Origin of the sequence: Sediminibacterium sp. C3, assembly GCF_000508085.1 — a bacterium.
Classification (GTDB): Bacteria; Bacteroidota; Bacteroidia; order Chitinophagales; family Chitinophagaceae; genus Sediminibacterium.
Genome location: NZ_KI669560.1, coordinates 419,313 through 440,937, shown reverse-complemented (window position 1 = coordinate 440,937; position 21,625 = coordinate 419,313). Strand labels below are relative to the sequence as shown.

The following is a 21,625-nucleotide window of genomic DNA, read 5'->3' as shown; positions in this document are numbered from 1 at the left end:
GTGTCTGAAATTACTACTAAACAAACCTCTCCATTGGGTTGGATCGTCAGTTCCTGGATGGCCAGAGGGATTCCGTTTATCGCTTTGTCCAGTACTGTAGCAACCATGTACGACTCTTTTGATGTTTCGGATACAGAAGTGGCACTATGGACTTCTGTAATTATGTTACCCTGGGCATTGAAGTTTTTATGGGTGCCCTTGCTGGAGATGTTTAAAACAAAAAGATATTTTGTGTATGTATCACAGTTCTTTTTGGGTGTCTTATTTGCGCTGGTAGCGGTGAGTTTAATCTCTGATCGTTTTTTTGGTTTGTCTGTTGGATTCTTTATTGCCATTGCGGTGGCAGCTGCTACACAGGATGCTGCCATTGACGGTATTTATGTAAATGAACTGGATGCTGCGCAACAACAGCAGTTTGCAGGTTGGCAGACCCTATTTTTTACCATTGCAAAATCGCTGTTTGGTCCGGGTTTGGTTTCCCTTGCATTTTTACTGCAGGAATCCTATGGTTTAAAAACTGCCTGGATGATTGTGATGCTGATTTATGCAGTACTCATGATTATTGCAGGCGTAATTTCAGCCACTAAAATTCCTACCGGAGGTAATGCTGTTCACGAAGTGGATTCCGCACCGGAAGCCGCCGTAATTTATAAAGACGTGATGCTTCAGTTTTTCAGAAGGAAGAACCTGTTATTTGGAATCGGGTTTGTTTTTTTGTTCAGACTGGCAGAAGCACAGGCAGTTAAGATTGCCCCATTGTTTTTTAAAGCCAGCAGAATTGAAGGCGGATTGGGAATTGATAAAAGCGATGCGGCTTTTATTTTTGATGTAGTAGGATTAATTACCTTTGTGATCGGTTCTCTGGCCGCCGGCTATTTTGTAGCAGCCAGATCTTTTAACCGAAAGTCTTTATTGACTTTGTGTGCCGTGATGAATCTTTCCTATCTGGTGTACACTTATCTTGCCATTGCTCAACCCGTTGATGAATTTGGCATTGTTGCCCTGGTTGCTTTTCAACAACTCTGTTATGGTTTTGGATGGATGGCGCTTTTATTCTTTGTGCTGCAGGAACTGACTCCCGGAAAATACCAAGTGGCCAATTTTAGTTTTGCCATGGCTATACTATATATTGCTTATTTATTGCCAGGCATGGTTAGCGGTTATTTCAGTGACTATATGGGCTACTATGAATTCTTCGTATGGATAATCATCTGCACCATTCCGGCTTATATCATGAGTGCATTGGTTCCGCTTCAGGCGAATACAAATCCAGAAGCTCAGTAATCGATTTTTTAAAATCTTATTGCCAGCCTGCATTCCCTACCAGGTGAAATTTGGTTTGTCTGCCACTGATATACCTGAATCCATTCTGATCAAAATAACCGTCCTGTTCCAGCATGATGCGAATGGTTTTTTTCCATTCCTTAATTTCCACAGCCGCGTTTAACTCAATACTGTAAGCAGTTTGGTAATACATAGGATAATCACCGCTTCCGGGTACCCCATTCTGCATATCCCACATGCCAATGGTTGGTCCGGCTGCATGTCCGTGCGAGCCTATTGGGTGGGTATAAATAGTGGCATTGATTCCCTCCTTCTTTGCCTGCGCCAGTGCATCTTTTAAAATGGCATTGCCCGTTTTATTCAAGGAAAACTGATTGGTTAAAATATCTTGTAAACGATTTCCAACAGCCAATGCATTTTTTAAATATTCTGGAGCATCTTTTTCTCCCGGCTTTAACACATAGGCATGCTCCTGAATATCCGAGTTCAGTCTTAAATACGTAATACCAAAATCAACATGCAACAAATCTCCCTGCTGAATAATATTTTTTGCGTCGTGACCCTTGTTGCTGAAGGCTGTTAAATGATCGAATGCAGTGGCATCATTGCGCTGAATTTCTACAGAAGGATGAAACCAGGTACTCAAGCCCAGTTGATTTATTTTTTGTCTGTACCACCATACCAGGTCTTCGGATGTGGTGATGCCCGGAGTAATTACCTTGCTGCTGAAACCCTCTGCTATTATGGCTTTGCTAATTTCTACCACCTGTGGATATATCTGCATTTCCCGCTCGGTTCTGGTTTCCAGCCAGGCTACCGCTAAAGGTTCTGCAGAAACAACAGCAGATTTGAATTTTGCAGGAATTTTTTGCAGGAACTGTTCGTATGCCGTATGGTCTAATCCGTCTGCATGTCCATAGCTAACTGAGGTATTGATACCAATTTTCTTTGGCTGGTGTTGTTGAATAATGGCCATTAAGGCATCGTATTGGTCTGGATATTTGGTCATATCCCATGCAGCTTTTATGGAACTACCCACATTGTACCTGGCCACTGCAGACTTGGTATATTCCTTTGTTGCAGGGTTATAGTAAAACACCAGCATAGTCGTTCTTCTGGCACTGATCCAGGTGGCTGGTAAGAGTGTTCTTACAATTGGATCTTCATTGTATTCTCGGGTGATCATTACCCACATATCTATACCCGTCTTTTCCATTAGCTTAGGTAAAAGCTGGTTTAAACGTTCGTCTAAAATTTCATCTATTACCCTTGCCTGATCTCTTAGGGGCAGAACCTGTGCATTCATTTGTAAAACAGGAAATAGAAAAAGGAATCCAATTACGAAGACTTTGCGGATAAGTTGGTTCATGGTGAATACTTTGAATCTTGAATATACTAAAATAGTTTATTGTACTTTTGCCGAATATACTTTGCATTGCCTACCTCTTTGTCATCCTTGATATTATTTCGCAGCCTCTTATTGGCTATGCTTTTGCAGAGCGTAGATCTGTCTGTTCTTGCACAAAATCAAAAACAATATCCTGAAAAAGATCTGAGCGATTATCTGTTTGGGTCTAATAGAAAATCAACCAGAAATCAGACCGACTCTTTTGTTCCCAGAAAATTGTATACCAGTGTATTACCTATTCCTGGTTATAATCCAGCCCTGGGTTTTGTTATTGGTGGGGGTATCAGTACCAGTTTTTTATCAGGTCATGCCAGCAGTACACACCGTTCTAATATTCTGGCGAATGCAACGGTTACCACCAGAAACCAATTCAATTTTAATGTACGGAACCTGGTGTACTTAAAAGACGATCAATGGATTTTACAGGGGGATTGGAGATGGCTTATATTTTCTCAGGCCACGTATGGACTGGGAATTAACTTCAATAACCGCTTTAGACCCAGAGCCCAGGAGCAGCCGATGAAATTTAATTATATCCGTTTTTATCAAACACTTTATAAAAAAATTTATGGGCCTCTGTATGCAGGGGTTGGTATTAATATAGACCGGCATTATAATATTGTAGATGAGTTGCTGGATACAAGTTCCGCCTCTCCTTTTATTACAGCGCATTATGAATATTCCAAACTGAACAATATTCGCCGGGATCAGTATGCATCGGTTGGGCTAAGCTTTCATTTTCTTTTCGATAACAGAGACAATGCGGTAAATCCACGAAAGGGTCAGTATGCGCTGATGAGCTTTCGGGTTAACAATGAAGTTTTTGGAAGTACCCGTTCGCACAATACATTGTACTACGAATTCAGAACCTACTGGAATCCGGCCAAAAACCTGAAAAGACCTCATATTATTGGATTCTGGACCATGGGACAATTTGTTGTAAGTGGTAAACAACCCTATCTGGAAATGCCGGGTATTTCCTGGGATATGTATAACAGAACCGGAAGGGGCTATGTACAGGGTAGAATGAGAGGAGAAAATATGTGGTATGGCGAAGCCGAGTATCGGTTCCCGATTACCAAAAACGGATTTCTTGGGGGAGTTGCTTTTTTAAATCTTACTACTGCCACCAATGAAGCCAAACAACAAAAACTGGCCGATGAATTTGCTGCCGGTTATGGCCTTGGTTTAAGAATTAAAATGAGTAAAAAAACCAATACCAATATCGGGCTCGATTTTGGTATTGGCAGAGATGGCAGTAGCGGTATTTATGTGAATCTGCTGGAAACATTCTAAGAGAACTTATAAATGTATACCAGTTTTTTTCTAAGATTATTTAGAAACTTGTGTTAGTCTGTATATAAAAACAGCAGAACGTTTCATCAACACGGGAAACAGTTTAGTGTTCAAGGTTTCTCCTGGTGCGTGCGATCCTCTTCCGGCAGCACCTAAACCATCCAGACAGTCTGCATAAGCAGCAACATAAGAAATATCACCGGCTCCCCTGCTACCCGGATCACCCGGAACCACTTTTCCCAATCCCATGTCTTCACTTGTTTTGCTTAAGATATTCGCCAGTGCTTCATTGCCTTTGGTTGGTGCCATTGATGGGATGCCATCCTGAAAACGTATGGTTGCTTTTGTTCCTGGAAGGCTATTATTTACAATGTTCTGCATGGTCTTGCGTGCGTTAACTTTTTGTTCTTCTGTTAAGAAACGCAGGTCGCCATTCACAATGGTTTTGGGTGATATAATATTGGTTTTACCGGAAGCTTCGCCTTTCTGCTGCTCAAAACTGGCAGTCACTTCTGATCCCCCAATAAAAATACCCGGATTAAATGTGAGGTATTTTTCCTTGCTTAAAGTTTCTCTGAAACTGTTGACTATTCTGGCAGCTTCATAAATAGCGCCATAGCCTGCAGCCCCGAATACGCCGGATGAATGCCCCTGTTTACCTTCTACTTCCAGTTCCCATCCACTGGATCCTCTTCTTGCTGTGGCAATTGTATTTAATCCGGCTGCTCCTTCAAATGCCAGTACTATATCGTGCTGTTTGGCTCTTTCAATAAAATCGCCCCTGCTGATGCTTCTGGGTTCTCCGGCATTTTCTTCATCACCTGTCATATATATCGTAATGTTTGCATCATCCAGCAGATTCAGTTCGTGCATAGCTTTCATAGCTGCAATGATGATGACATCGCCGCCCTTCATATCGTTGATACCTTGTCCGGTGATGGTGCTGTCATTCAAAACAGTAAAGGGATTGGCGGGCATATCGGGTTCAAATACGGTATCCAGATGACCCAATAACATGATTTTTTTTCCTTTCTTTCCTTTTCTGGTTGCAACCAGGTGACCAGCTCTTTTTAAAGAATCGGGCAGTTGAATCCACTCAATGGTAAAACCCAGTTTGGCCAGTTCAGCAGCATATAAGTCGCCCACAGCTTTTACACCCGCTACATTAAAAGTTCCGCTATTGATATTGACTGAATTTTTCAATAGCTCCATCATCCAGGGATAATTAGCTTCAATTCTTTCTATCAATTTTTGTTCAGTAGGTTGTAGGCTTTGTGCATTCAATGTGCATGCGCCCACCGTAAATAGGCAGGTAAGTAACCAGTTTTTCATATTCTTAATTTCTAACTTCAATTTAAGCAGGATTTTCATCTGCAGAATAAAGAATAAATAACAATGCTTGACGTTTATTTTATATTATTATAAATAGTTATTTAATCTTTACAATTCTAGCTTAGCATTTGATACTTTTAAGGGGAAATCATTATTTGTGCAACAACAAAGAGAAATATACCAAAGTAAATACGAAACCCTGTTGAATGTAGCTCAGCTGGGTGGCTGGGAGTATGATGTACTTACCCAGGAGCTTTACTGTAATAAATCTTATTTCAGTATGTTGGGCAGATAGGATGCAACCAAATACGACTGGGATAAGTATTCTATTAAAGAAGTTTGGGAAAACTGGTTACATCCGGATGACTTGTCGAAAGCCAAAAGCTATTTTGCTGATTTTATTTTGAACCCAACCATTGATTACACCCAACATTCAGAATGTTGCATACAGATGGTCATTGGGTAGTTATTTTAAGCAGGGCCAGGGCGGTGAGGGACGATCAGGATGAACTAACCGGAATGATTATTGGCTCTCATTTAGACATTACCGGAGCCCAGGAGATTTCGGATAATTTTACCATTATGCAGAAGGAATTTGAAAAGATCAAACGACAGGTAATTTAAGACAATGCTTTTTTGAAAGCAGTTTTGAATAGCCCTAAGGAATTGTTCATTGTTGCTATTGATAAACATTTTAGTTTTCTGGGTTTTTCTGATGAATATATTTCTTTTGCCCGAAAAGCATTAAAAAAGGAAGTTGCAATTGGGATGGATGTGTTTGAAGTATTGCCAGAAGAGTTAAAAGGATTCGCCAGAAAAAACTATGAACGTGCATTGAATGGAGAGAGTTTTGTAACCAATAATTCTATTGTACTTCAAGACGGAAAGAAACATTATTATGAAAATAAGTATAGCCCCATTATTGATCAGCATGGAAAAAATTTAAGGCTTACCTTATTTACAAATGATATTACTAAGTTAAAAGAACAGGAAGAAGAAAACCGGATGATTGACCTGCGGTATGCTGCCTTATTTGATGGTGAAGAGGATGCGATTCTAATTGCTGATGCAAAGTCTGGTAATTTGGTAGATGTAAACGATAAAGCCTGTAAGTTATTCGGATATAGCAAGTCTGAAATGATCGGATTGCACCAAACAAAATTACATCCACCCGAAGCGCTTGCCTACGTTCAGGCCAAGTTTGAGGAGTTTGTAAAAAACAAAGAGTATCATTTTGTAGAGACGGATATCATTACAAGTAAAGGGTTAAAAAAGCCCGTAAGAATTTCCGAAGGTGCTCCTTTTAGGGTTGGTCCATATCTTTTTACCGCAGCCTATTTTCATGATAGAACTGTTGACAAAGCAGCAGTTGATAAAGCGTTAACGAGTCAGGAAATGCTTTCAAAGGCATAAGGTATTGCGCATGTAGGCAGTATTGAAGTTCAATTACCGGATGGACACGCAATGTGGAGCGACGAAATGTTCCGCATACTAGATTTGTCACCCAACGAAATTCTGGCCCACAAAGACTTTTTTACTGAGCTGGTAATAGTGGAAGATCGGACAGTTTACCAAAAGTGGATGGACAAGGTTTCTGCCATTGCCGGAGAATCCAGTCCTATTCAGGTAAAAATTAAATCTCCGCACGGTAAACTTAAACATGTTATTGTAAATGGGATATCCTATGAGGATAATCTAGGAAGAATTTACAAATTCATTGGAGTGGTTTAAGACATTACCACCCGTGTGGCTACCCTCCAAAATTTACAGGAACAGAACAGAAAACTCAAGGAAATTGCCTGGGCACAATCCCATCTGGTGCGCGGACCCTTGTCTGATATTTTAGGCCTTAGCAAAATTATCAAGGGCGAACTTGTATCGTCAGACGAAAGAGATAAGCTGCTTATCCAGATACACGTAGCCGCCGAAAAACTGGATCTTGTAATTAAAGAAGTAGTAAGTAATACCAGCACATTCGAAGAAATTCTGGAGGATTTTGAGTGATTTTCAGGCTTTTTTAATAATTACCTATTAATAGGTATACGTATTTATAAATTTTTGAGCATATTGCATAAGAATTTAGTTCAAAAGTCGGGGTACATTCATATCGGGGGGTGTGTTTGTCCCCGATTTATTTTGCCCCCAACCCTTCATTTTCCCCGTTTTTAAAATTCATTGATCAGTTTTGCAGTGGCTTCCGGTGCCTCCTCCATGGGAACATGCCCTATATTCTTTAGTATAGCCAGCTTGCTACCGGTTATGTCCTTATTAAACAGACTGGCATTCTGTACCGGTATCAATCCATCCTTATCTCCCCAGATAATTAAAGTGGGTTTCCGGATGCTTTTAATTTTATCGGGCTCCTGTTCTAGTCCCTTCTTGAATATGGCTAAAAGTGCTTTCCGGTTACCTTTGGCAATGGCCATATCATGAAAACGGGTAATTTGTTCATCATTAATAATGCCCGGGTCCTGATAAATTCCTTTTAAACTGGCTTCCACCAATGCCTTGGGCGTAATGAATAACATTATATTATTGATTACAGGTGTTGAGGCAATTTTAAAACCCAGCGATCCCTTTACGTTCAAAACGGGGTAACCGGTTGCGTCTATTAAAATTAGTTTTCTTACTTTATCCGGATAATAAGTGGCAAACTGCCAGGCAATACCGCCGCCTAAGGAGTTACCACCTATATCACAAACCGGCACATTTAGTTTGGTTAAAAATGAGTCAAGAAACTGGCTATAATAGGTAAAACTATACTCATTGGTTGCGTTAGGGCCTGTTAATCCAAAAGCAGGCATATCAAGGGTAATGATTCTTCTGTTAGGATGAATGTATTTGCGCATGGCTTCAAAAGTGTGAAGCGAAGAACTGGTTCCATGAATGAGCACCAATGGAATGGAATCATTCGGATTGCCCTGGTCTCTGTAATGCACATTCATGCCCATCAATGGCATGAACTCAGACTCTTTATTTACATACAGCGGCTTTAAATCCTCAAGGGTTTTATCGGATTGAAAGTAAATGACAAATAGCAATAACAATAATCCGAGAACAGCGCCCAAAAAATAACCAATATATTGTAGGAACTTTTTCATGTGAATGATTTAGTTCTACAAATATATTGGTCAGTTATGGGATCCTATATTAATTTCTGCGAATGGCGCCAATACCCTCTTTAAACAAGAGCTGGTTCAGCGCTGGAATCTCTTCGTTGTTAATAGTTTCTCCTCTTGCTTTTAAAGAGCTCCATTGAGTTGTGTATTGTTGTAATAAATCTTTCGAAGGCTTATTGATACTGGGTATATCGCTTTCGGCATGATTCATTAAAAACATATAGTAAGCGGTAAACTTATTCAGGAAATTTTCAGCATCATCATAAGCGGTTGACTTACGCTGAATCATTTCTTCGTCCCATGTTTTCATTTTTTGTGATAAGGCTTCAGCCTTTAATTTTAAATCACCTTTCGGCAGGCTTTTAATAATCAGGTCTAACTGCTGTTTTTTATTGTATAACTCGTTTACCAGGTTATGCATTTCTTTTACATTGGCTTCCATGCCACTCATGAACGCATCGAATTCCTGATAATTTTCAGCAGTGGTAGGATAATTAGGGTTAGGTAAAATGGTTGCTGTGGTAGTTACAGATTTTCCTTCTGCTTCCAGTGTTATGGTGTAGTTGCCGGGAATAGCTTTATGTCCGCGGAAACTGCTCTCAATATAAGTATTTGGAATGCCTGGTAAAGTGGCATGTCTTAAATTCCATACAAAACGATTCAATCCTTTTTGTGTAGGCAGTTGTGGATCTCTTGGCGGAGCACCATCGTATCGCTTGTAAGTGGGATCTGCTTTTGAACTAAAGGTTCTGATGATTCTACCAGCAGCATCTTTGATGCTCATTTTTACTTCAGCATTTTCCTTTAATTCCGGCAGTTCATAATACAATACAATCCCTGTTGCAGGATTCACGCCTCTGGTAGGATGTGTTCCATCGAAGTCAGGATTATTTCCATCCAGTTCAGAACTACCCGTTGCTAAAATTGCCGGAGCAGGCTGATAAAATGACAAACTATTGAAAGGTGCTTTGAATTGGCGAATCAATGTTAAGTCGTCCAGGATCCAGAATGATCTTCCTGAAGTTGCCGCAATTAAATTGTCCTGATGTACCCTTAAATCGGTGATGGGAGTATTAGGTAAATTCAATTGAAAGGATGACCAGCTTTTTCCTCCATTGTAAGAAATATACACACCGTTTTCTGTGCCAGCATACAACAGATCTTTTCTTTTATCGTCTTCACGCACTACCCGTGTAAAAGAACCTGCCGGAATTCCATTGCTGATATTGGTCCAGGTTTTTCCATAGTCTGTACTCTTATACAATCCGGGTGTATGGTCATTGAATTTATAACGGGTGGTAGCAATATAAACCGTTGCTTTATCAAAAGGAGATACTTCTATTGAGTTGATTAAACACTCCGATAAACCAGCAGGCGTAATGTTTTTCCAGCTAGCTCCTCCATCCCTTGTAACATGAACCAAACCGTCATCGCTTCCGGTATACATTATCCCTTTTTCTAAAGGAGATTCCATAACATAACTAATGGTTCCATAGTTTTCTGCTCCTACCGATTCATTGGTAAATGGCACACCTGGTTTTACTTGTTTTTCTTTTTCATTTCTGGTTAAATCCGGCGATACTTCATCCCAGGTTTTTCCCATATCCCTGGTTCTTAATAATACATGTGCTGCATGATAATAGGTTCCAGGCTCATGCTTGCTATGAATAATAGGCGCATTCCAGTTGTATCTGTATTTCATGTCTTTGGCGTCCATTGCTAAATACTGAATGGGGGCTGCCATAATATTGGTGCTGGCATTGTTCTTTGTGTCGAGCACTTCTATGGTTCCCTGGTAAGAGCCACCCAGTACATATCTTGGATTGTTGGGATCAAAAGCTAAAAACGCACTTTCCCCTCCGGCGGATGCGGACCAGTCGGTGTTTGTAATCCCACCGGAAAAAGTTCTGCTGGCAATTTTTACAGAAGTATTGTCTTGCTGCCCACCATAAATATTGTAGGGAAATAAATTGTCTACATTAATTCTGTAAATCTGCGCAGTGGGCATATTGCTCTGGCTGCTCCAGCTTTGTCCGCCATTGAAACTAATGGTTACCCCACCATCATCTGCCATCACTAAATTTTTTGAATCTGCAGGGTTGATCCACAAATTGTGATAGTCTCCGTGCATGCCCTGAATATTTTCCCAGGTCTTGCCACCATCAATCGATTTAAGTGCTGGTGCACTTAATACATACACCGTGTTTTCATTGTTTGGATCCGGGAATACCTCAATATAATACCAGGCACGCTGAATGATTTTATGTTCTGCAGATACCTGAGTAAAACTTTTTCCTGCATTGTTCGAAACATATAGCCCGCCTGCATTTTTTTCGAAATCACTTTCAATTAAGGCATATACTTTTTCTGAATTGGCAGGGCTTACGGCAATCGCCATCTTACCCATTTCCTTGGGAAGACCGCCCGTTAATTTGTCCCAGCTATTTCCTCCATCAGTTGATTTGTATAATCCGCTTCCGGGTCCACCACTAATTACTTTCCAAGGCAATCTTCCATGCTCCCACATTGCTGCATATAAAATATTGGGGTTTTTGGCATCCATGGATAATTCGGCAGCACCTGTTTTTTCATTGATGTATAAAACCTTTTTCCAGCTAATGCCTCCATCCGTTGTTTTGTAAACGCCTCTTTCGGTAGAACTACTGTATAGTGCTCCCTGCGCTGCTACATAAACGATATCAGGGTTATTCGGATCAATAATGACACGTGCAATATGTTGTGTAAGTTCCAATCCGATTTTTTTCCAGGTCTTTCCCGCATCTGTACTTTTATACATCCCGTCTCCGTGATGAGTCATTACTCCTCTTACCGCATGTTCTCCCATGCCAACATAAACTATATTGGTGTTGCTTTCTGATACAGCAATTGCGCCCACAGAGCCTGTTTTGAATTGCCCGTCCGATATATTGTTCCAGGTAATTCCACGGTCAGTTGTTTTCCAGACACCGCCGCCGGTAGTGCCCATGTAGTAAGTGTGAATATCTCCTTTAACGCCGGTACCAGTATTGGATCTGCCACCTCTGAAAGGTCCGATACTTCTCCATTTTACGGGTTTAAAATATTGGTTAACGTTTTCTGTGGAGACTTCCTTGCTGTTTTGTGCAAGTGCGTAGTCTGCGCCTGAAATCAGAAGCAGTCCTAAAAGGAGTTTGTGCATGTGACTGAATTTAATACAGTAAGATAACTCATTTGTATATTTGAAAAGTGTCAAAGAGTAAATTAGATATCATTGATAAAGTGCTTGAAGCCTGTTATAAGTACAATCCAGATGCATTGTTTGTGATGAGCTTAATGCACCAGTACGAAGAAAGAGGCAGCCTGAGTAAAAAACAACTGGAAGGCCTTTTGGCGAAAGCCAGTAAAGTGCCGGATATGCCTGCCAACTGGCTGGCTACCCTGGAAGCCACCATCCATAAAATGCATACCAGAGCAAAGGATCCGGCAACTGCCGGTAAACCCCTGTTTGAGAAAGACGAAGCACTGGGTGATAAAATGGAAGCCATTCTTCAGAAATATCCTGCACATAAAAGAGTAGTGTTTCTCTTTGAAAAATACAATCGGAATGAAGTGATGTCTCCTTTGGAGAAAACCGAGATTGAGAAATTTCACAAATTACTCATCCGCTAGTACATGATGAATATCATGAAACTTGCGTATCAAAAACCCTACCTTCGGCGCTTTAAACAATACCTTTTTTATGAAAGTAGCGCAAAACATTCTCGAAAGAAGCCAGAACAAATGTGAACTATGTGCGGTGGAAGCCCCCTTGTCTCTATACGAAGTTCCTCCTGTAGACAGAACCACGGAGAACAACTGTATCATGATTTGTCAGAAATGTTTGCAGCAAATTGATAAAAAAGAATCATTGGATCATGCCCATTGGAATTGCCTGAGTACTGCTATGTGGAGTGAAGTTCCAGGCATACAGGTTGTTTCCTGGAGAATGTTAAATAGATTAAGAGAAGAAGCCTGGGCTGCTGAATTGCTTGATATGATTTACCTGGACGATGAAACACTTGCCTGGGCAAAAGCAACAGGCGATCATGATAACGACAGTTCAGTTGATTTACATGTTGACTGCAATGGGCAGCAGCTATTTGCCGGAGATAGCGTGGTACTAACCAAATCGCTCGATGTAAAAGGTACCAGCCTCAATGCAAAAATGGGAACGGTGGTTAAAAATATTCGTCTGGTTCCCGATAATACGGAACAAATTGAAGGAAAGATTGAAGGTCAAATGATTGTTATTCTTACAAAATACGTTCGCAAAGCATAACTTTATATGCGAATATGCGAGTAAGAAATCCCAGAACTGGAGTATACGATTATGAATTTCAGGAATGCAGTCCTGAAAAAATTCGTGAGACAGCGAGAAAGTTTTCTGCCAATCAGATTGCCTGGTACCGTTCTGGTGTTGCCAACAGAATAGCCGTTATTCAGGAATGGAAACGGGTATTGATTTCCATGAAAGAAGAGTTAACCGGTGCATTGGCTGCCGATACAGGAAGAACCTGGGAAACAACTGCCGAAGTAGACTGGGTAATTGATTCAATAGATAAATGGTGTATTGTAGCCAAAAAATTTTATGAGCAGCACAGCGAATGGATACCTTATCCAATCACTACCGTACTGAGTCCCTGGAATTTTCCTCTTGCCTTATCTATGATGGATACACTGCCTGCCTTGTTATCAGGCGCTGCTGTGCTGGTGAAACCCAGTGAAGTTACTCCCAGGTTTGTAGCTATTCTTGAACAAACGATTCAACGAGCAGCTGGCCTGCACGATGTACTGTGTATTACAGCTGGTACTGCTGAAACCGGCGCTTTGTTGGCAGATAAGGCAGATTTAATTTGTTTCACGGGGTCTGTAGGTTCTGCAAAAAAAGTATTGCATGCGGCAAGCAAAAAAATGATTCCCGTTTTATTTGAACTGGGTGCAAAAGATCCTGCTGTTGTTTTGTCCTCAGCGAATCTGGAGATGGCAGCTTCTGCTATTGTAAAAGGGAGTACAACCAATGCGGGTCAAAACTGTTTAAGTTTTGAACGCATTTATGTTCATTCATTAGTGTACGACGCTTTGGTAGATTTACTGGCTGCCAAGGCCAACGAACTACAATTTGTAGATGATCAGATGGTAAAGGGTGAAATAGGTCCAATCATATATGAAAAGCAGGTATTAACCATTAATTCGCATCTGGAAGATGCATTTTCTCTGGGAGCCACCCTAGTAACCGGAAGTAAAAAATGCGAAGAAATTAACGGAGGTTATTATTGCAGACCAACGGTTCTGGCAAATGTTACACAGAATATGTTGGTGATGCGTGAAGAGACATTTGGACCAATTATGCCGGTCATTCCTTTTGATCAGACAGATGAATTAATTGAAATGGTAAATGCTTCTGAATACGCTTTGGGTGCAGCTGTTTTTGCAGGATCTGATGAAGAAGCACTTGCTGTTGCTCAAAGAATCAATGCCGGTTCTGTTAGTATTAATGAAGCCGCTTTGAGTGCCATTCTTCATTATGGTGATAGTGTAAGCTTTAACTGGAGCGGGATAGGAGGCCAGAAGATTGGTCCTGAAAACTTCAGCCGCTTTGTGAAGAAGAAAAATATTCATTTAAGTTCTTAACTGCTCCTTAAATAAAGAACTAACCCATAATACCTTTCACTGCACCGCCATCTACTGTGATTGTTTGACCTGTTATGAATTTGCTTAATGGGCTCAACAGCCAGATTGCTAAACTGGCAAAATCATTGGCATTCCCCAATCTGCCTACCGGAATCTGATTGATTCCCATTTCCCTTGCTTCCTCAAAACTTAATCCGGTCTGTTCAGCCTTTTTAATATACAGGCGATTAATTGCAGCAGTATCATGTGATCCTGGTCCTAATATGTTAAGCGTTACTCCGGATCTCGAAATTTCCTGTGATAAAGTTTTAACCATTCCAACTACTGCTAATCTTAGGGATGTGCTCAATACCAGGTTTTCTACTGGCTGCTTTACAGAAATACTTTCTATGTATAATATTCTGCCATATCCAGCATCCATCATTTTAGGTACTATCGCTTGTGTTAAAGCCACTTTCCACCTCAATAATAGTTTGTAGGCATCATCCCAATCTGATAGTTTAGTTTCTAAAACCATTTTTGCAGGTGGACCTCCCGCGTTTACTACCATCCCATGAATTTGTCTGCCATTAATAATTTTTAGCAGTTTATTCAACGTAGCTTCTTCCGCTAAATCGCCTACTATTATTTCTATTAGATTGGGTTTGTAAGATTGTAATTCTGCAAGTTTTTCTTCGCCCCTGGCAATGGCAATTACTCTAGCATTTTCATTTACAAGTGCTTGTGTAATAGCTTTACCAAAACCGGAGCTTGCGCCTCCAATAATAAATAACTGGTCTTTAATTTGTAAATCCATTGAGAAGGACTTTCCAGTAAATTAGGCTTCTGTGGTTGTAGCTTCGGCTGCAGCCACAGCTTTTATTAATAATTGAAACTTGGTATTAAGGGATACTGTATAGAAACCGCCCTCTAATATTTGTTTTGTATTCGCATCTTCCAGCATTACGGTGGCTAAATCGGATGCCAGTGCAGAGCTGCTGATTAAATTAGCTACTTTGCCATTCTTAAATTCTATGGTGAATTTGTAACCCGCTTTTCTGCCAGTTCCCAGTCTTTCAAAATCAATTCTATTCAAGTCTAAAACCTGATTATCTTGTTTGGTTCTTTTCAATAGAATACGAATAATGGGTAGGTACTTGATCCAGATTTGGGCGTACATGTAGCTGTGTTATAAGTTAAGAATAAAACAAAGGTCTGAAATTTATTCGCCATTTCCGAATTTGGTTTTAAAAAGTCGTCATATCTTTTATATTCGCAGGTATATGAATGATACTTCCAGCGTAACCATACAGCAATTAATGGTCCATCAGGCAGGTAATGCAGCACAGGGTGGACAACTGATTCTTTCGGAAACACCTCATAGCATTCCCGATGAATTTTGGCAACAAACCCTGACCCATTTTTTTCTTAAGCCCTTTAATGAAGCAGAACAATACAGACTGCAAACGCAGGATAATCTGGTGTATACTATTATAAATCAGCTCTTTAGTAAAGAGGTTTCATTGGAGTCCGGAAGCAAAACCCTTGCCGAACACTTTCATATGAAATCTCAGTCTGTGCATGCAAAGTCGGGTGAGTTTTATATGGCAGACTTCGATAATATTTATTTTGATGGCTCGGAATATCGTGCTATTGGCCTTTTCCATACCACCATTAAAGACCAATTTCTTAAGGTAAAAACCAAGCCTGGTTCAGTTCAATTGTCTATTGAAGAAGGTATTGATTTAAAAAAAGCAGAAAAAGGAGCCCTGATTTTACAAAAAGTAGCCGATCAGGGTTTTATTGTTTTGATTCATGAACAATCCAGTGCCAAACAAGCTGATGGTGCTTTTTGGAAATCCATTTTTTTACAGGCATCTCCTATTATAAATAGTTATCATAATACCAATGAGGCGCTGGGTATGTGTAAACTGTTTATCAGCAATGAACTCACTGAAAATTTTGAAACCAGTAAAACCGATCAGATAGACATGCTCCAGCGAAGCATGGATTATTTTAAAACCCATGATCAGTTTCAGTTGGAGGAGTTTAGCAAAGAAGTTTTATATCATCCTGAAGTGATTGAAAGTTTTACGCAATACAAGCAACAATATGAAGTGGCCAAGCAAGTGAATATTGAAGATGAGTTTGCCATTAATCCGGCTGCTATTCAGAAACAGCAACGTCATTTCAAAAGCATTTTAAAGCTCGACAAGAATTTTCATGTTTACGTTCATGGCAGAAGAGACCTGATAGAAAAAGGCTACGATGAAAGAACAGGTAAGCATTATTACAAATTATATTTTGATCAGGAGCAATAGCACTAAGCTTCTTTAGCTTATCAGAGCGCATCTTCCATCATTCTTCTGTAATCGTATTGAAGATCTTCATGAAGTGTGCTGATTGCTTTTTCTATTTTTTTACCTTGCTGGTTGTACAGGTTATTCAACGCTGTGCTCTTCATAAATGGAATACCCGATTGCTTTAAACATTGACAGAAATGAAGCAGAATGGCCACTTCAGCCTGTTTTGAACCCATGTATCGAATATGTTTATTGGCTATTCTCAGAATTTTTCTGATGGATTTTTTGGCAAAATACAAGTTCTGACCTGGATCAATCTGATCCATCTCTGCACTGATTTCCTGGTTTACTTCCTTAATGTACCCTTCCTCGTCATTGGCTTCGAATAGTAAATAAGTAAGCAACTCTTTATTTTCCTTTTTAAATTTTGCAAGGCGTAAACAGAGTTCTGCTAATTCCTTGGCTGTGTTCCCCATTAAGGCTTGTTTGATTTCGTGCACAGTTGCTGCTTTCATACAAAATTTGCGTACTTTGGTTATCACAAAAAAACGATGATTATGCCAGTGAACCGCCGTAAATTTTTACAACAGGGAACTTTAGCCGCTTTGGCTACCATTACTTTGCCTTCATGGGCCTCAGCAGCTGCCAAAAAGAAGTTTATTACAGGCGTGCAGCTGTATTCTGTAAGAGAAGATATGCGTAAAGATCCGCTGGGCACCCTAAAGGCTGTTGCAGAAATGGGATATAAAAATGTAGAACATGCCAATTATGTGAACAGAAAATTCTACGGATATTCCGCGGCTGAGTTTAAAAAAGTACTGGACGATTTAGGAATGAAAATGCCCTCCGGCCATACTGTTATGGGCGCGAGTCACTGGGATGCTGCCAAAAAGGATTTTACTGATAGCTGGAAATACACCATTGAAGATGCAGCTATTGCCGGCCAGGAGCTGGTGATCAGTCCTTCGCTGGAATCGGGATTAAGAAAGTCAAAGGACGACCTACTTCGCTTTATGGAAGTATTTAATAAATGCGGTGAGTTGTGCAAAAAATCCGGAATGCGCTTTGGCTACCATAATCATGATTTTGAATTTACCCAAATGATGGGTGAAGAAACCATGTACGAAGTGATGTTGAATAATACCGATCCTTCTATGGTAACACAGCAGTTTGATATGGGTAACTTATACGGAACCGGCGCAGATGCACTGGCCATTGTAAAAAAATATCCAGGCAGATTTGTATCCATGCATGTTAAGGATGAAATTAAGAGAGCGAATGGGAATGGATATGAAAGTACCATTCTGGGCAAAGGGGTACAGAAAGTAAAGGAAATTATTGACGAAGGATTAAAGAATGGCGGAACCATTCATTTTATTATTGAACAGGAATCTTATCAGGGTATTCCTCCTATCGATTGTATCAGGGAAGATTTAAAAGTAATGAAACAGTGGGGCTATAAGTAAGCGACTCTGTTCTGTATAAGTAATGAAAGCAGTTTCAATAATAAGCTTTGCTTATTGATAAATGAATTTTAATTGTATGAAAAAGATAGCATTGTTTCTGAGTTTGATCATTGGCATTGTTGCCAGTGCACAATGGCCTGCGCCTTCCGACATTAAAAGGTGGGAGTCTCAGGCGAAACAGGTAACCATTGTGAGGGATAAATATGGTGTTCCCCATGTTTATGGAAAAACAGATGCTGATGCAGTCTTTGGATTAATGTATACACAATGCGAGGAAAATTTTGAACGCATTGAACGCAACTACCTTGAAATGCTTGGAAGAAGAGCTGAAATGGAAGGAGAGAAGTTAATTTATAATGACTTACTGATGCGTTTAATTGCAGATAGCAATGACGCAAAAAAAGATTATCTACAGAGTCCGGTATGGTTAAAAAAGCTATTGAATGCTCATGCCGATGCAATCAATTATTTTTTATACAAGCACCCTGAAGTAAGGCCTGTTGTTTTGCAAAAATTTGAACCCTGGTTTCACTTGATGTATACTGATGGAAGTGTTTCTGCAACCAGCACAGGCGGTGCTTCAATTGAAGAAATAAAACAGTTTTATGAGAATGGCCCGGAAACAAGTGCCATTGCTTTTAATAATATCAAAGAAATAGAAGAAAGAGGATCCAATGGTTTTGCCATTGCGCCAAAGCGGTCTGCAACTGGTAATGCCATGTTGTATATTAATCCGCATGTCCCTTTTTATTTCAGATCAGAAGCGCAAATGGTTAGTGAAGAAGGTTTGAATGCTTATGGAGCAGCTACCTGGGGTCAGTTTTTTATTTATCAGGGCTTCAATGAAAATCTTGGCTGGATGCATACTTCTGGCTATACGGATGTAGCTGATTTGTATGAAGAAAAAATAAGTAAGACGGCCAAGGGATGGATGTATGAGTATGATAAAAAATTATTGCCTGTAAAATCAAAGCCCATCACCATTTATTATACCGTGAATGGTGAGAGACTGGCTAAAACCTTTACAACCTACTACACACATCATGGACCAATTGTGGCAAAGAGAAATGATAAATGGTTATCATTAAAAGAATATAATCGTTCTTTAAAGGCATTGATTCAAAGCTGGAAAACCACAAAAGCACAGAACCTTGAAGAGTATACCGAAGCCATGCGTGGCCTGTCTAATACCACCAACAATACCGTGTATGCCGATAACAAAGGCAATATTGCCTACTGGCATGGAAATTTTGTTCCCAAAAGAAACCCGGGGTACGATTATACCTTACCGGTAGACGGCACAACTTCTGCAACTGAATGGCAGGGTGCTCATCCCCTAGAAGAAACGGTGCATCTGATTAATCCGGAGAGTGGCTGGATGCAAAATTGTAATGCAACGCCGTTTACGCTTGCTGGTGAAAGCAGCCCTAATAAAAACAACTATCCTTATTACATGGCACCGGATGGTCAAAATGCAAGAGGTCTTAACGCCATGCGATTGCTGAATAAAAAAGACAGCATTACCTTGGATGGCTTAATTGAAATTGGATACAACAGATATCTTGCTGCTTTTGATATTTTGCTACCTCCCTTGTTTAAAGCATTTGATGCTACACCCAATACCGATTCCCTGAAAATTACCATTAAACCGGCTATTGAAATTTTAAGAAAATGGAACAAAGAATCTGATACCAGTTCAGTTGCTACAACCATTGCGATTGATTGGGCAACGAAAGTCAATGCCCTGTGGCCAGGTGCTAAAACCAGAGAAGAAGGCACAGAGATGATTGGCAGGTTGAATGCCATTGCTAACGGAATCAGTGGAAAAATCATGCTTGAAAAATTGAGAGATGTGTTGAATGAATTAACAGGTAAATATGGACGATGGGAGGTTCGCTGGGGTGCTATTAACCGTTACCAGAGACTTACTGGCAAGTTTGCTGAGGTTTATGACGATAACAAACCCAGTTTGGCTGTTCCTATCAGTTCTTCCCGTTGGGGATCATTGCCTGCTTTTGAAAGCAGGTCCATGTACAGTTCCAAAGGCCGTTATGGCTTTTCTGGTAATAGTTTTATAGCCTCTGTTGAGTTTGGAGAGAGAGTAAAAGCAAAAACAATTGTAACGGGCGGACATAGCAACAATCCTTTATCTCCTCATTTTAAAGATCAGGCTGAAGGGTTTGTTTACGGGAAGTTCAAGGATGTTTTCTTTTATAAGACAGATGTAATGAACAATAAGGAAAAGGAATACCATCCAGGGGAATAACCTACTGGATGGTATAACTCATGCCTCCGTCTTTTTCATCTTTTAACTGAACACCTAATTGTGCTAGTTCATTTCTGATTTTGTCTGAAGTAACAAAGTCTTTTCTTTGTTTTGCTTCTTTGCGGATATTAATCAGTAGTTGCAGAACTCCATCCAGTTTATCATTGTTATCGGCTTTGCTGGTTTGCAATCCAAAAATATCAATGATGAATGCCTGCATTTGTTTCTTTAATAAATCAAAAGTGCTCCTGCTTAAAGCATTTTCTGCAATATGCTTGTCCTTAATGGAATTGATGACAGGCACCAGTTCAAACATATTGGCAATCACTTTGGCTGTATTGATATCGTCGTTCATGAATTCGTTGAATTCATTCACCAACTTAATTACTTTTTCATCCAGTGCCTTGTCTGAAGCTTGTTCAGCCGAATAGCTGTTAAAGTTCATGAGCCATTCGTAAGCATCCATTAATCTTCTCAGAGCCTTTTCGCTGGCTTGTAAAGCCTCGTTACTAAAATCTAATGTGCTTCTGTATTGAGACTGCAGAATAAAGAATCTTACCGTTGATGGGGCGTAAGCCTGCTCCAGTATCGGATGTGTTCCGCTAAACAGTTCGCTGAGCTTGATTACATTGTTGTAACTCTTACCCATCTTTTTACCATTGATGGTAATCATATTGTTGTGCAACCAATACTTGGCTGGCATCTGATGGTTGCATACGGTACTCTGTGCAATTTCACATTCATGATGAGGGAACTGAAGGTCCATACCTCCGCCATGTATATCAAACTCCTTTCCGAGATACTTGGTGCTCATAGCCGAACATTCAATATGCCAGCCCGGAAATCCTTCTCCCCACGGACTTTGCCAGCGCATGATATGCTCAGGAGGTGCATTTTTCCATAGAGCGAAATCAGATTTATTTCTTTTTTCGTCCTGGTTATCCAGTTCTCTGGTACTTTCAATTTGTTCATCCAATACCCTTCCGCTTAAAATGCCATAAGGCTGACCCTTAGCAGAAAAGTCGGTATTGTATTTTTCTACATCAAAATAAACAGATCCGTTTGCCACATAGGCGTAGCCATCTTCAATGATTTTTTTAATCATTTCAATTTGCTCCACAATATGACCAGTTGCTGTTGGCTCAATGCTGGGAGGAAGGTTATTGAACTGATTCATGGCCCAATGGTACATATTGGTATATTTCTGTACCAGTTCCATTGGCTCCAGCTTTTCCAGCACAGCTTTGCTGCTGATTTTATCTTCTGCGGCTCTTCCTTCTTCCTCAAAATGTCCTGCATCCGTTATATTTCTTACATATCTGACTTTATAGCCCAGAAAAAGTAAGTATCTGTAGAGTACGTCAAATGTAATAAAGGGTCTTGCATGACCTAAATGGCTTTCTCCACTTACGGTTGGCCCACAAACATACATTCCGACATAGGGTGGATTAATGGGCTGAAAACTTTCTTTTTTACGGGTAAGTGAGTTGTATAATTTTAGCGACATGATGCCGCAAAGTTAT

Annotated in this window: 21 protein-coding genes; 13 read left to right on the top strand and 8 right to left on the bottom strand. The window is 40.2% G+C overall.

The window, feature by feature from the left end:
• Complete coding sequence (locus F777_RS0102120) at positions 1–1,284, top strand: MFS transporter (RefSeq protein WP_152530835.1); 1,284 nt, start codon at positions 1–3, stop codon at positions 1,282–1,284.
• Between the two features lie 16 nt (positions 1,285–1,300).
• Here the strand turns inward: F777_RS0102120 and F777_RS0102115 are convergent, their stop codons facing one another.
• Positions 1,301–2,653, bottom strand: a complete 1,353-nt coding sequence (locus F777_RS0102115; RefSeq protein ID WP_026750600.1) for a M24 family metallopeptidase — start codon at positions 2,651–2,653, stop codon at positions 1,301–1,303.
• Positions 2,654–2,770: 117 nt separating this feature from the next.
• On the opposite strand from F777_RS0102115, the gene F777_RS15390 reads away from it, so the two are divergent.
• Complete coding sequence (locus F777_RS15390; RefSeq protein WP_051408366.1) at positions 2,771–3,988, top strand: BamA/TamA family outer membrane protein; 1,218 nt, start codon at positions 2,771–2,773, stop codon at positions 3,986–3,988.
• A 36-nt stretch (positions 3,989–4,024) separates the two neighbouring features.
• On the opposite strand, the gene F777_RS0102105 is transcribed toward F777_RS15390, so the two are convergent.
• A complete protein-coding gene (locus F777_RS0102105; RefSeq protein WP_026750599.1) occupies positions 4,025–5,320 on the bottom strand; it encodes a M20/M25/M40 family metallo-hydrolase in 1,296 nt (431 codons plus the stop codon).
• A gap of 157 nt (positions 5,321–5,477) precedes the next feature.
• On the opposite strand from F777_RS0102105, the gene F777_RS17960 reads away from it, so the two are divergent.
• The 5 genes from F777_RS17960 (at position 5,478) to F777_RS0102080 (ending at position 7,324) form a co-directional block, all read left to right on the top strand.
• A complete protein-coding gene (locus tag F777_RS17960) occupies positions 5,478–5,615 on the top strand; it encodes a hypothetical protein (RefSeq protein ID WP_161631470.1) in 138 nt (45 codons plus the stop codon).
• A gap of 143 nt (positions 5,616–5,758) precedes the next feature.
• Complete coding sequence (locus F777_RS0102095; protein ID WP_026750598.1) at positions 5,759–5,944, top strand: hypothetical protein; 186 nt, start codon at positions 5,759–5,761, stop codon at positions 5,942–5,944.
• Between the two features lie 12 nt (positions 5,945–5,956).
• Positions 5,957–6,733, top strand: coding sequence for a PAS domain-containing protein (locus F777_RS17120; protein WP_026750597.1), 777 nt, complete (start codon positions 5,957–5,959; stop codon positions 6,731–6,733).
• 51 nt (positions 6,734–6,784) lie between these two features.
• Complete coding sequence (locus F777_RS0102085; protein WP_026750596.1) at positions 6,785–7,051, top strand: PAS domain-containing protein; 267 nt, start codon at positions 6,785–6,787, stop codon at positions 7,049–7,051.
• Between the two features lie 15 nt (positions 7,052–7,066).
• Complete coding sequence (locus F777_RS0102080; protein WP_026750595.1) at positions 7,067–7,324, top strand: hypothetical protein; 258 nt, start codon at positions 7,067–7,069, stop codon at positions 7,322–7,324.
• A 161-nt stretch (positions 7,325–7,485) separates the two neighbouring features.
• Here F777_RS0102080 and F777_RS0102075 read toward each other — a convergent pair whose 3' ends face one another.
• Together F777_RS0102075 and F777_RS0102070 are read right to left on the bottom strand one after the other, a co-directional pair.
• Positions 7,486–8,421 (bottom strand): alpha/beta fold hydrolase, encoded by a 936-nt coding sequence (locus tag F777_RS0102075; RefSeq protein ID WP_026750594.1) that lies wholly within the window; start codon positions 8,419–8,421, stop codon positions 7,486–7,488.
• 49 nt (positions 8,422–8,470) lie between these two features.
• Entirely contained in the window at positions 8,471–11,617 is a 3,147-nt protein-coding gene (locus tag F777_RS0102070) for a glycosyl hydrolase (RefSeq protein WP_026750593.1), read from the bottom strand.
• 47 nt (positions 11,618–11,664) lie between these two features.
• Here F777_RS0102070 and F777_RS0102065 point away from each other — a divergent pair, with 47 nt between their 5' ends.
• The 3 genes from F777_RS0102065 (at position 11,665) to F777_RS15380 (ending at position 14,088) form a co-directional block, all read left to right on the top strand.
• Positions 11,665–12,087 carry a hypothetical protein gene (locus tag F777_RS0102065; RefSeq protein WP_026750592.1) on the top strand — a complete coding sequence of 141 codons (423 nt, stop codon included), beginning with the start codon at positions 11,665–11,667 and terminating at the stop codon, positions 12,085–12,087.
• Between the two features lie 70 nt (positions 12,088–12,157).
• On the top strand, positions 12,158–12,736 hold the full coding sequence (locus F777_RS0102060; protein ID WP_026750591.1) for a PhnA domain-containing protein: 579 nt from the start codon (positions 12,158–12,160) through the stop codon (positions 12,734–12,736).
• 14 nt (positions 12,737–12,750) lie between these two features.
• The gene (locus F777_RS15380; protein ID WP_051408364.1) at positions 12,751–14,088 is read left to right on the top strand and encodes an aldehyde dehydrogenase family protein; all 1,338 of its coding nucleotides are present in this window, start codon (positions 12,751–12,753) and stop codon (positions 14,086–14,088) included.
• A 19-nt stretch (positions 14,089–14,107) separates the two neighbouring features.
• Here the strand turns inward: F777_RS15380 and F777_RS0102050 are convergent, their stop codons facing one another.
• The gene (locus F777_RS0102050) at positions 14,108–14,884 is read right to left on the bottom strand and encodes an SDR family oxidoreductase (RefSeq protein WP_026750590.1); all 777 of its coding nucleotides are present in this window, start codon (positions 14,882–14,884) and stop codon (positions 14,108–14,110) included.
• A 21-nt stretch (positions 14,885–14,905) separates the two neighbouring features.
• The gene (locus tag F777_RS17115) at positions 14,906–15,247 is read right to left on the bottom strand and encodes a hypothetical protein (RefSeq protein ID WP_051408363.1); all 342 of its coding nucleotides are present in this window, start codon (positions 15,245–15,247) and stop codon (positions 14,906–14,908) included.
• A 103-nt stretch (positions 15,248–15,350) separates the two neighbouring features.
• Here F777_RS17115 and F777_RS0102040 point away from each other — a divergent pair, with 103 nt between their 5' ends.
• A complete protein-coding gene (locus tag F777_RS0102040) occupies positions 15,351–16,388 on the top strand; it encodes a nucleoid-associated protein (RefSeq protein WP_026750589.1) in 1,038 nt (345 codons plus the stop codon).
• 20 nt (positions 16,389–16,408) lie between these two features.
• Here F777_RS0102040 and F777_RS0102035 read toward each other — a convergent pair whose 3' ends face one another.
• Positions 16,409–16,885: a hypothetical protein gene (locus tag F777_RS0102035; RefSeq protein WP_026750588.1), complete on the bottom strand. Its 477-nt coding sequence runs from the start codon at positions 16,883–16,885 to the stop codon at positions 16,409–16,411.
• A gap of 42 nt (positions 16,886–16,927) precedes the next feature.
• Between F777_RS0102035 and F777_RS0102030 the strand changes: the two genes are divergently transcribed.
• Positions 16,928–17,836 carry a sugar phosphate isomerase/epimerase family protein gene (locus tag F777_RS0102030; RefSeq protein ID WP_026750587.1) on the top strand — a complete coding sequence of 303 codons (909 nt, stop codon included), beginning with the start codon at positions 16,928–16,930 and terminating at the stop codon, positions 17,834–17,836.
• A 76-nt stretch (positions 17,837–17,912) separates the two neighbouring features.
• Positions 17,913–20,102, top strand: a complete 2,190-nt coding sequence (locus F777_RS0102025; protein WP_037369034.1) for a penicillin acylase family protein — start codon at positions 17,913–17,915, stop codon at positions 20,100–20,102.
• Position 20,103: 1 nt separating this feature from the next.
• Here F777_RS0102025 and cysS read toward each other — a convergent pair whose 3' ends face one another.
• Positions 20,104–21,612: a cysteine--tRNA ligase gene (gene cysS / locus F777_RS0102020; RefSeq protein WP_201767623.1), complete on the bottom strand. Its 1,509-nt coding sequence runs from the start codon at positions 21,610–21,612 to the stop codon at positions 20,104–20,106.
• Between the last annotated feature and the right edge of the window lie 13 nt (positions 21,613–21,625).

Excerpts from the sequence above, each read along its gene's own strand:
- F777_RS0102115 (WP_026750600.1), bottom strand. The coding sequence starts at position 2,653 with ATGAACCAACTTATCCGCAAAGTCTTCGTAATTGGATTCCTTTTTCTA.
- F777_RS15390 (WP_051408366.1), top strand. The coding sequence starts at position 2,771 with ATGCTTTTGCAGAGCGTAGATCTGTCTGTTCTTGCACAAAATCAAAAA.
- F777_RS0102105 (WP_026750599.1), bottom strand. The coding sequence starts at position 5,320 with ATGAAAAACTGGTTACTTACCTGCCTATTTACGGTGGGCGCATGCACA.
- F777_RS0102095 (WP_026750598.1), top strand. The coding sequence starts at position 5,759 with ATGTTGCATACAGATGGTCATTGGGTAGTTATTTTAAGCAGGGCCAGG.
- F777_RS0102085 (WP_026750596.1), top strand. The coding sequence starts at position 6,785 with ATGTGGAGCGACGAAATGTTCCGCATACTAGATTTGTCACCCAACGAA.
- F777_RS0102075 (WP_026750594.1), bottom strand. The coding sequence starts at position 8,421 with ATGAAAAAGTTCCTACAATATATTGGTTATTTTTTGGGCGCTGTTCTC.
- F777_RS0102070 (WP_026750593.1), bottom strand. The coding sequence starts at position 11,617 with ATGCACAAACTCCTTTTAGGACTGCTTCTGATTTCAGGCGCAGACTAC.
- F777_RS0102060 (WP_026750591.1), top strand. The coding sequence starts at position 12,158 with ATGAAAGTAGCGCAAAACATTCTCGAAAGAAGCCAGAACAAATGTGAA.
- F777_RS15380 (WP_051408364.1), top strand. The coding sequence starts at position 12,751 with ATGCGAGTAAGAAATCCCAGAACTGGAGTATACGATTATGAATTTCAG.
- F777_RS0102050 (WP_026750590.1), bottom strand. The coding sequence starts at position 14,884 with ATGGATTTACAAATTAAAGACCAGTTATTTATTATTGGAGGCGCAAGC.
- F777_RS17115 (WP_051408363.1), bottom strand. The coding sequence starts at position 15,247 with ATGTACGCCCAAATCTGGATCAAGTACCTACCCATTATTCGTATTCTA.
- F777_RS0102040 (WP_026750589.1), top strand. The coding sequence starts at position 15,351 with ATGAATGATACTTCCAGCGTAACCATACAGCAATTAATGGTCCATCAG.
- F777_RS0102035 (WP_026750588.1), bottom strand. The coding sequence starts at position 16,885 with ATGAAAGCAGCAACTGTGCACGAAATCAAACAAGCCTTAATGGGGAAC.
- F777_RS0102030 (WP_026750587.1), top strand. The coding sequence starts at position 16,928 with ATGCCAGTGAACCGCCGTAAATTTTTACAACAGGGAACTTTAGCCGCT.
- F777_RS0102025 (WP_037369034.1), top strand. The coding sequence starts at position 17,913 with ATGAAAAAGATAGCATTGTTTCTGAGTTTGATCATTGGCATTGTTGCC.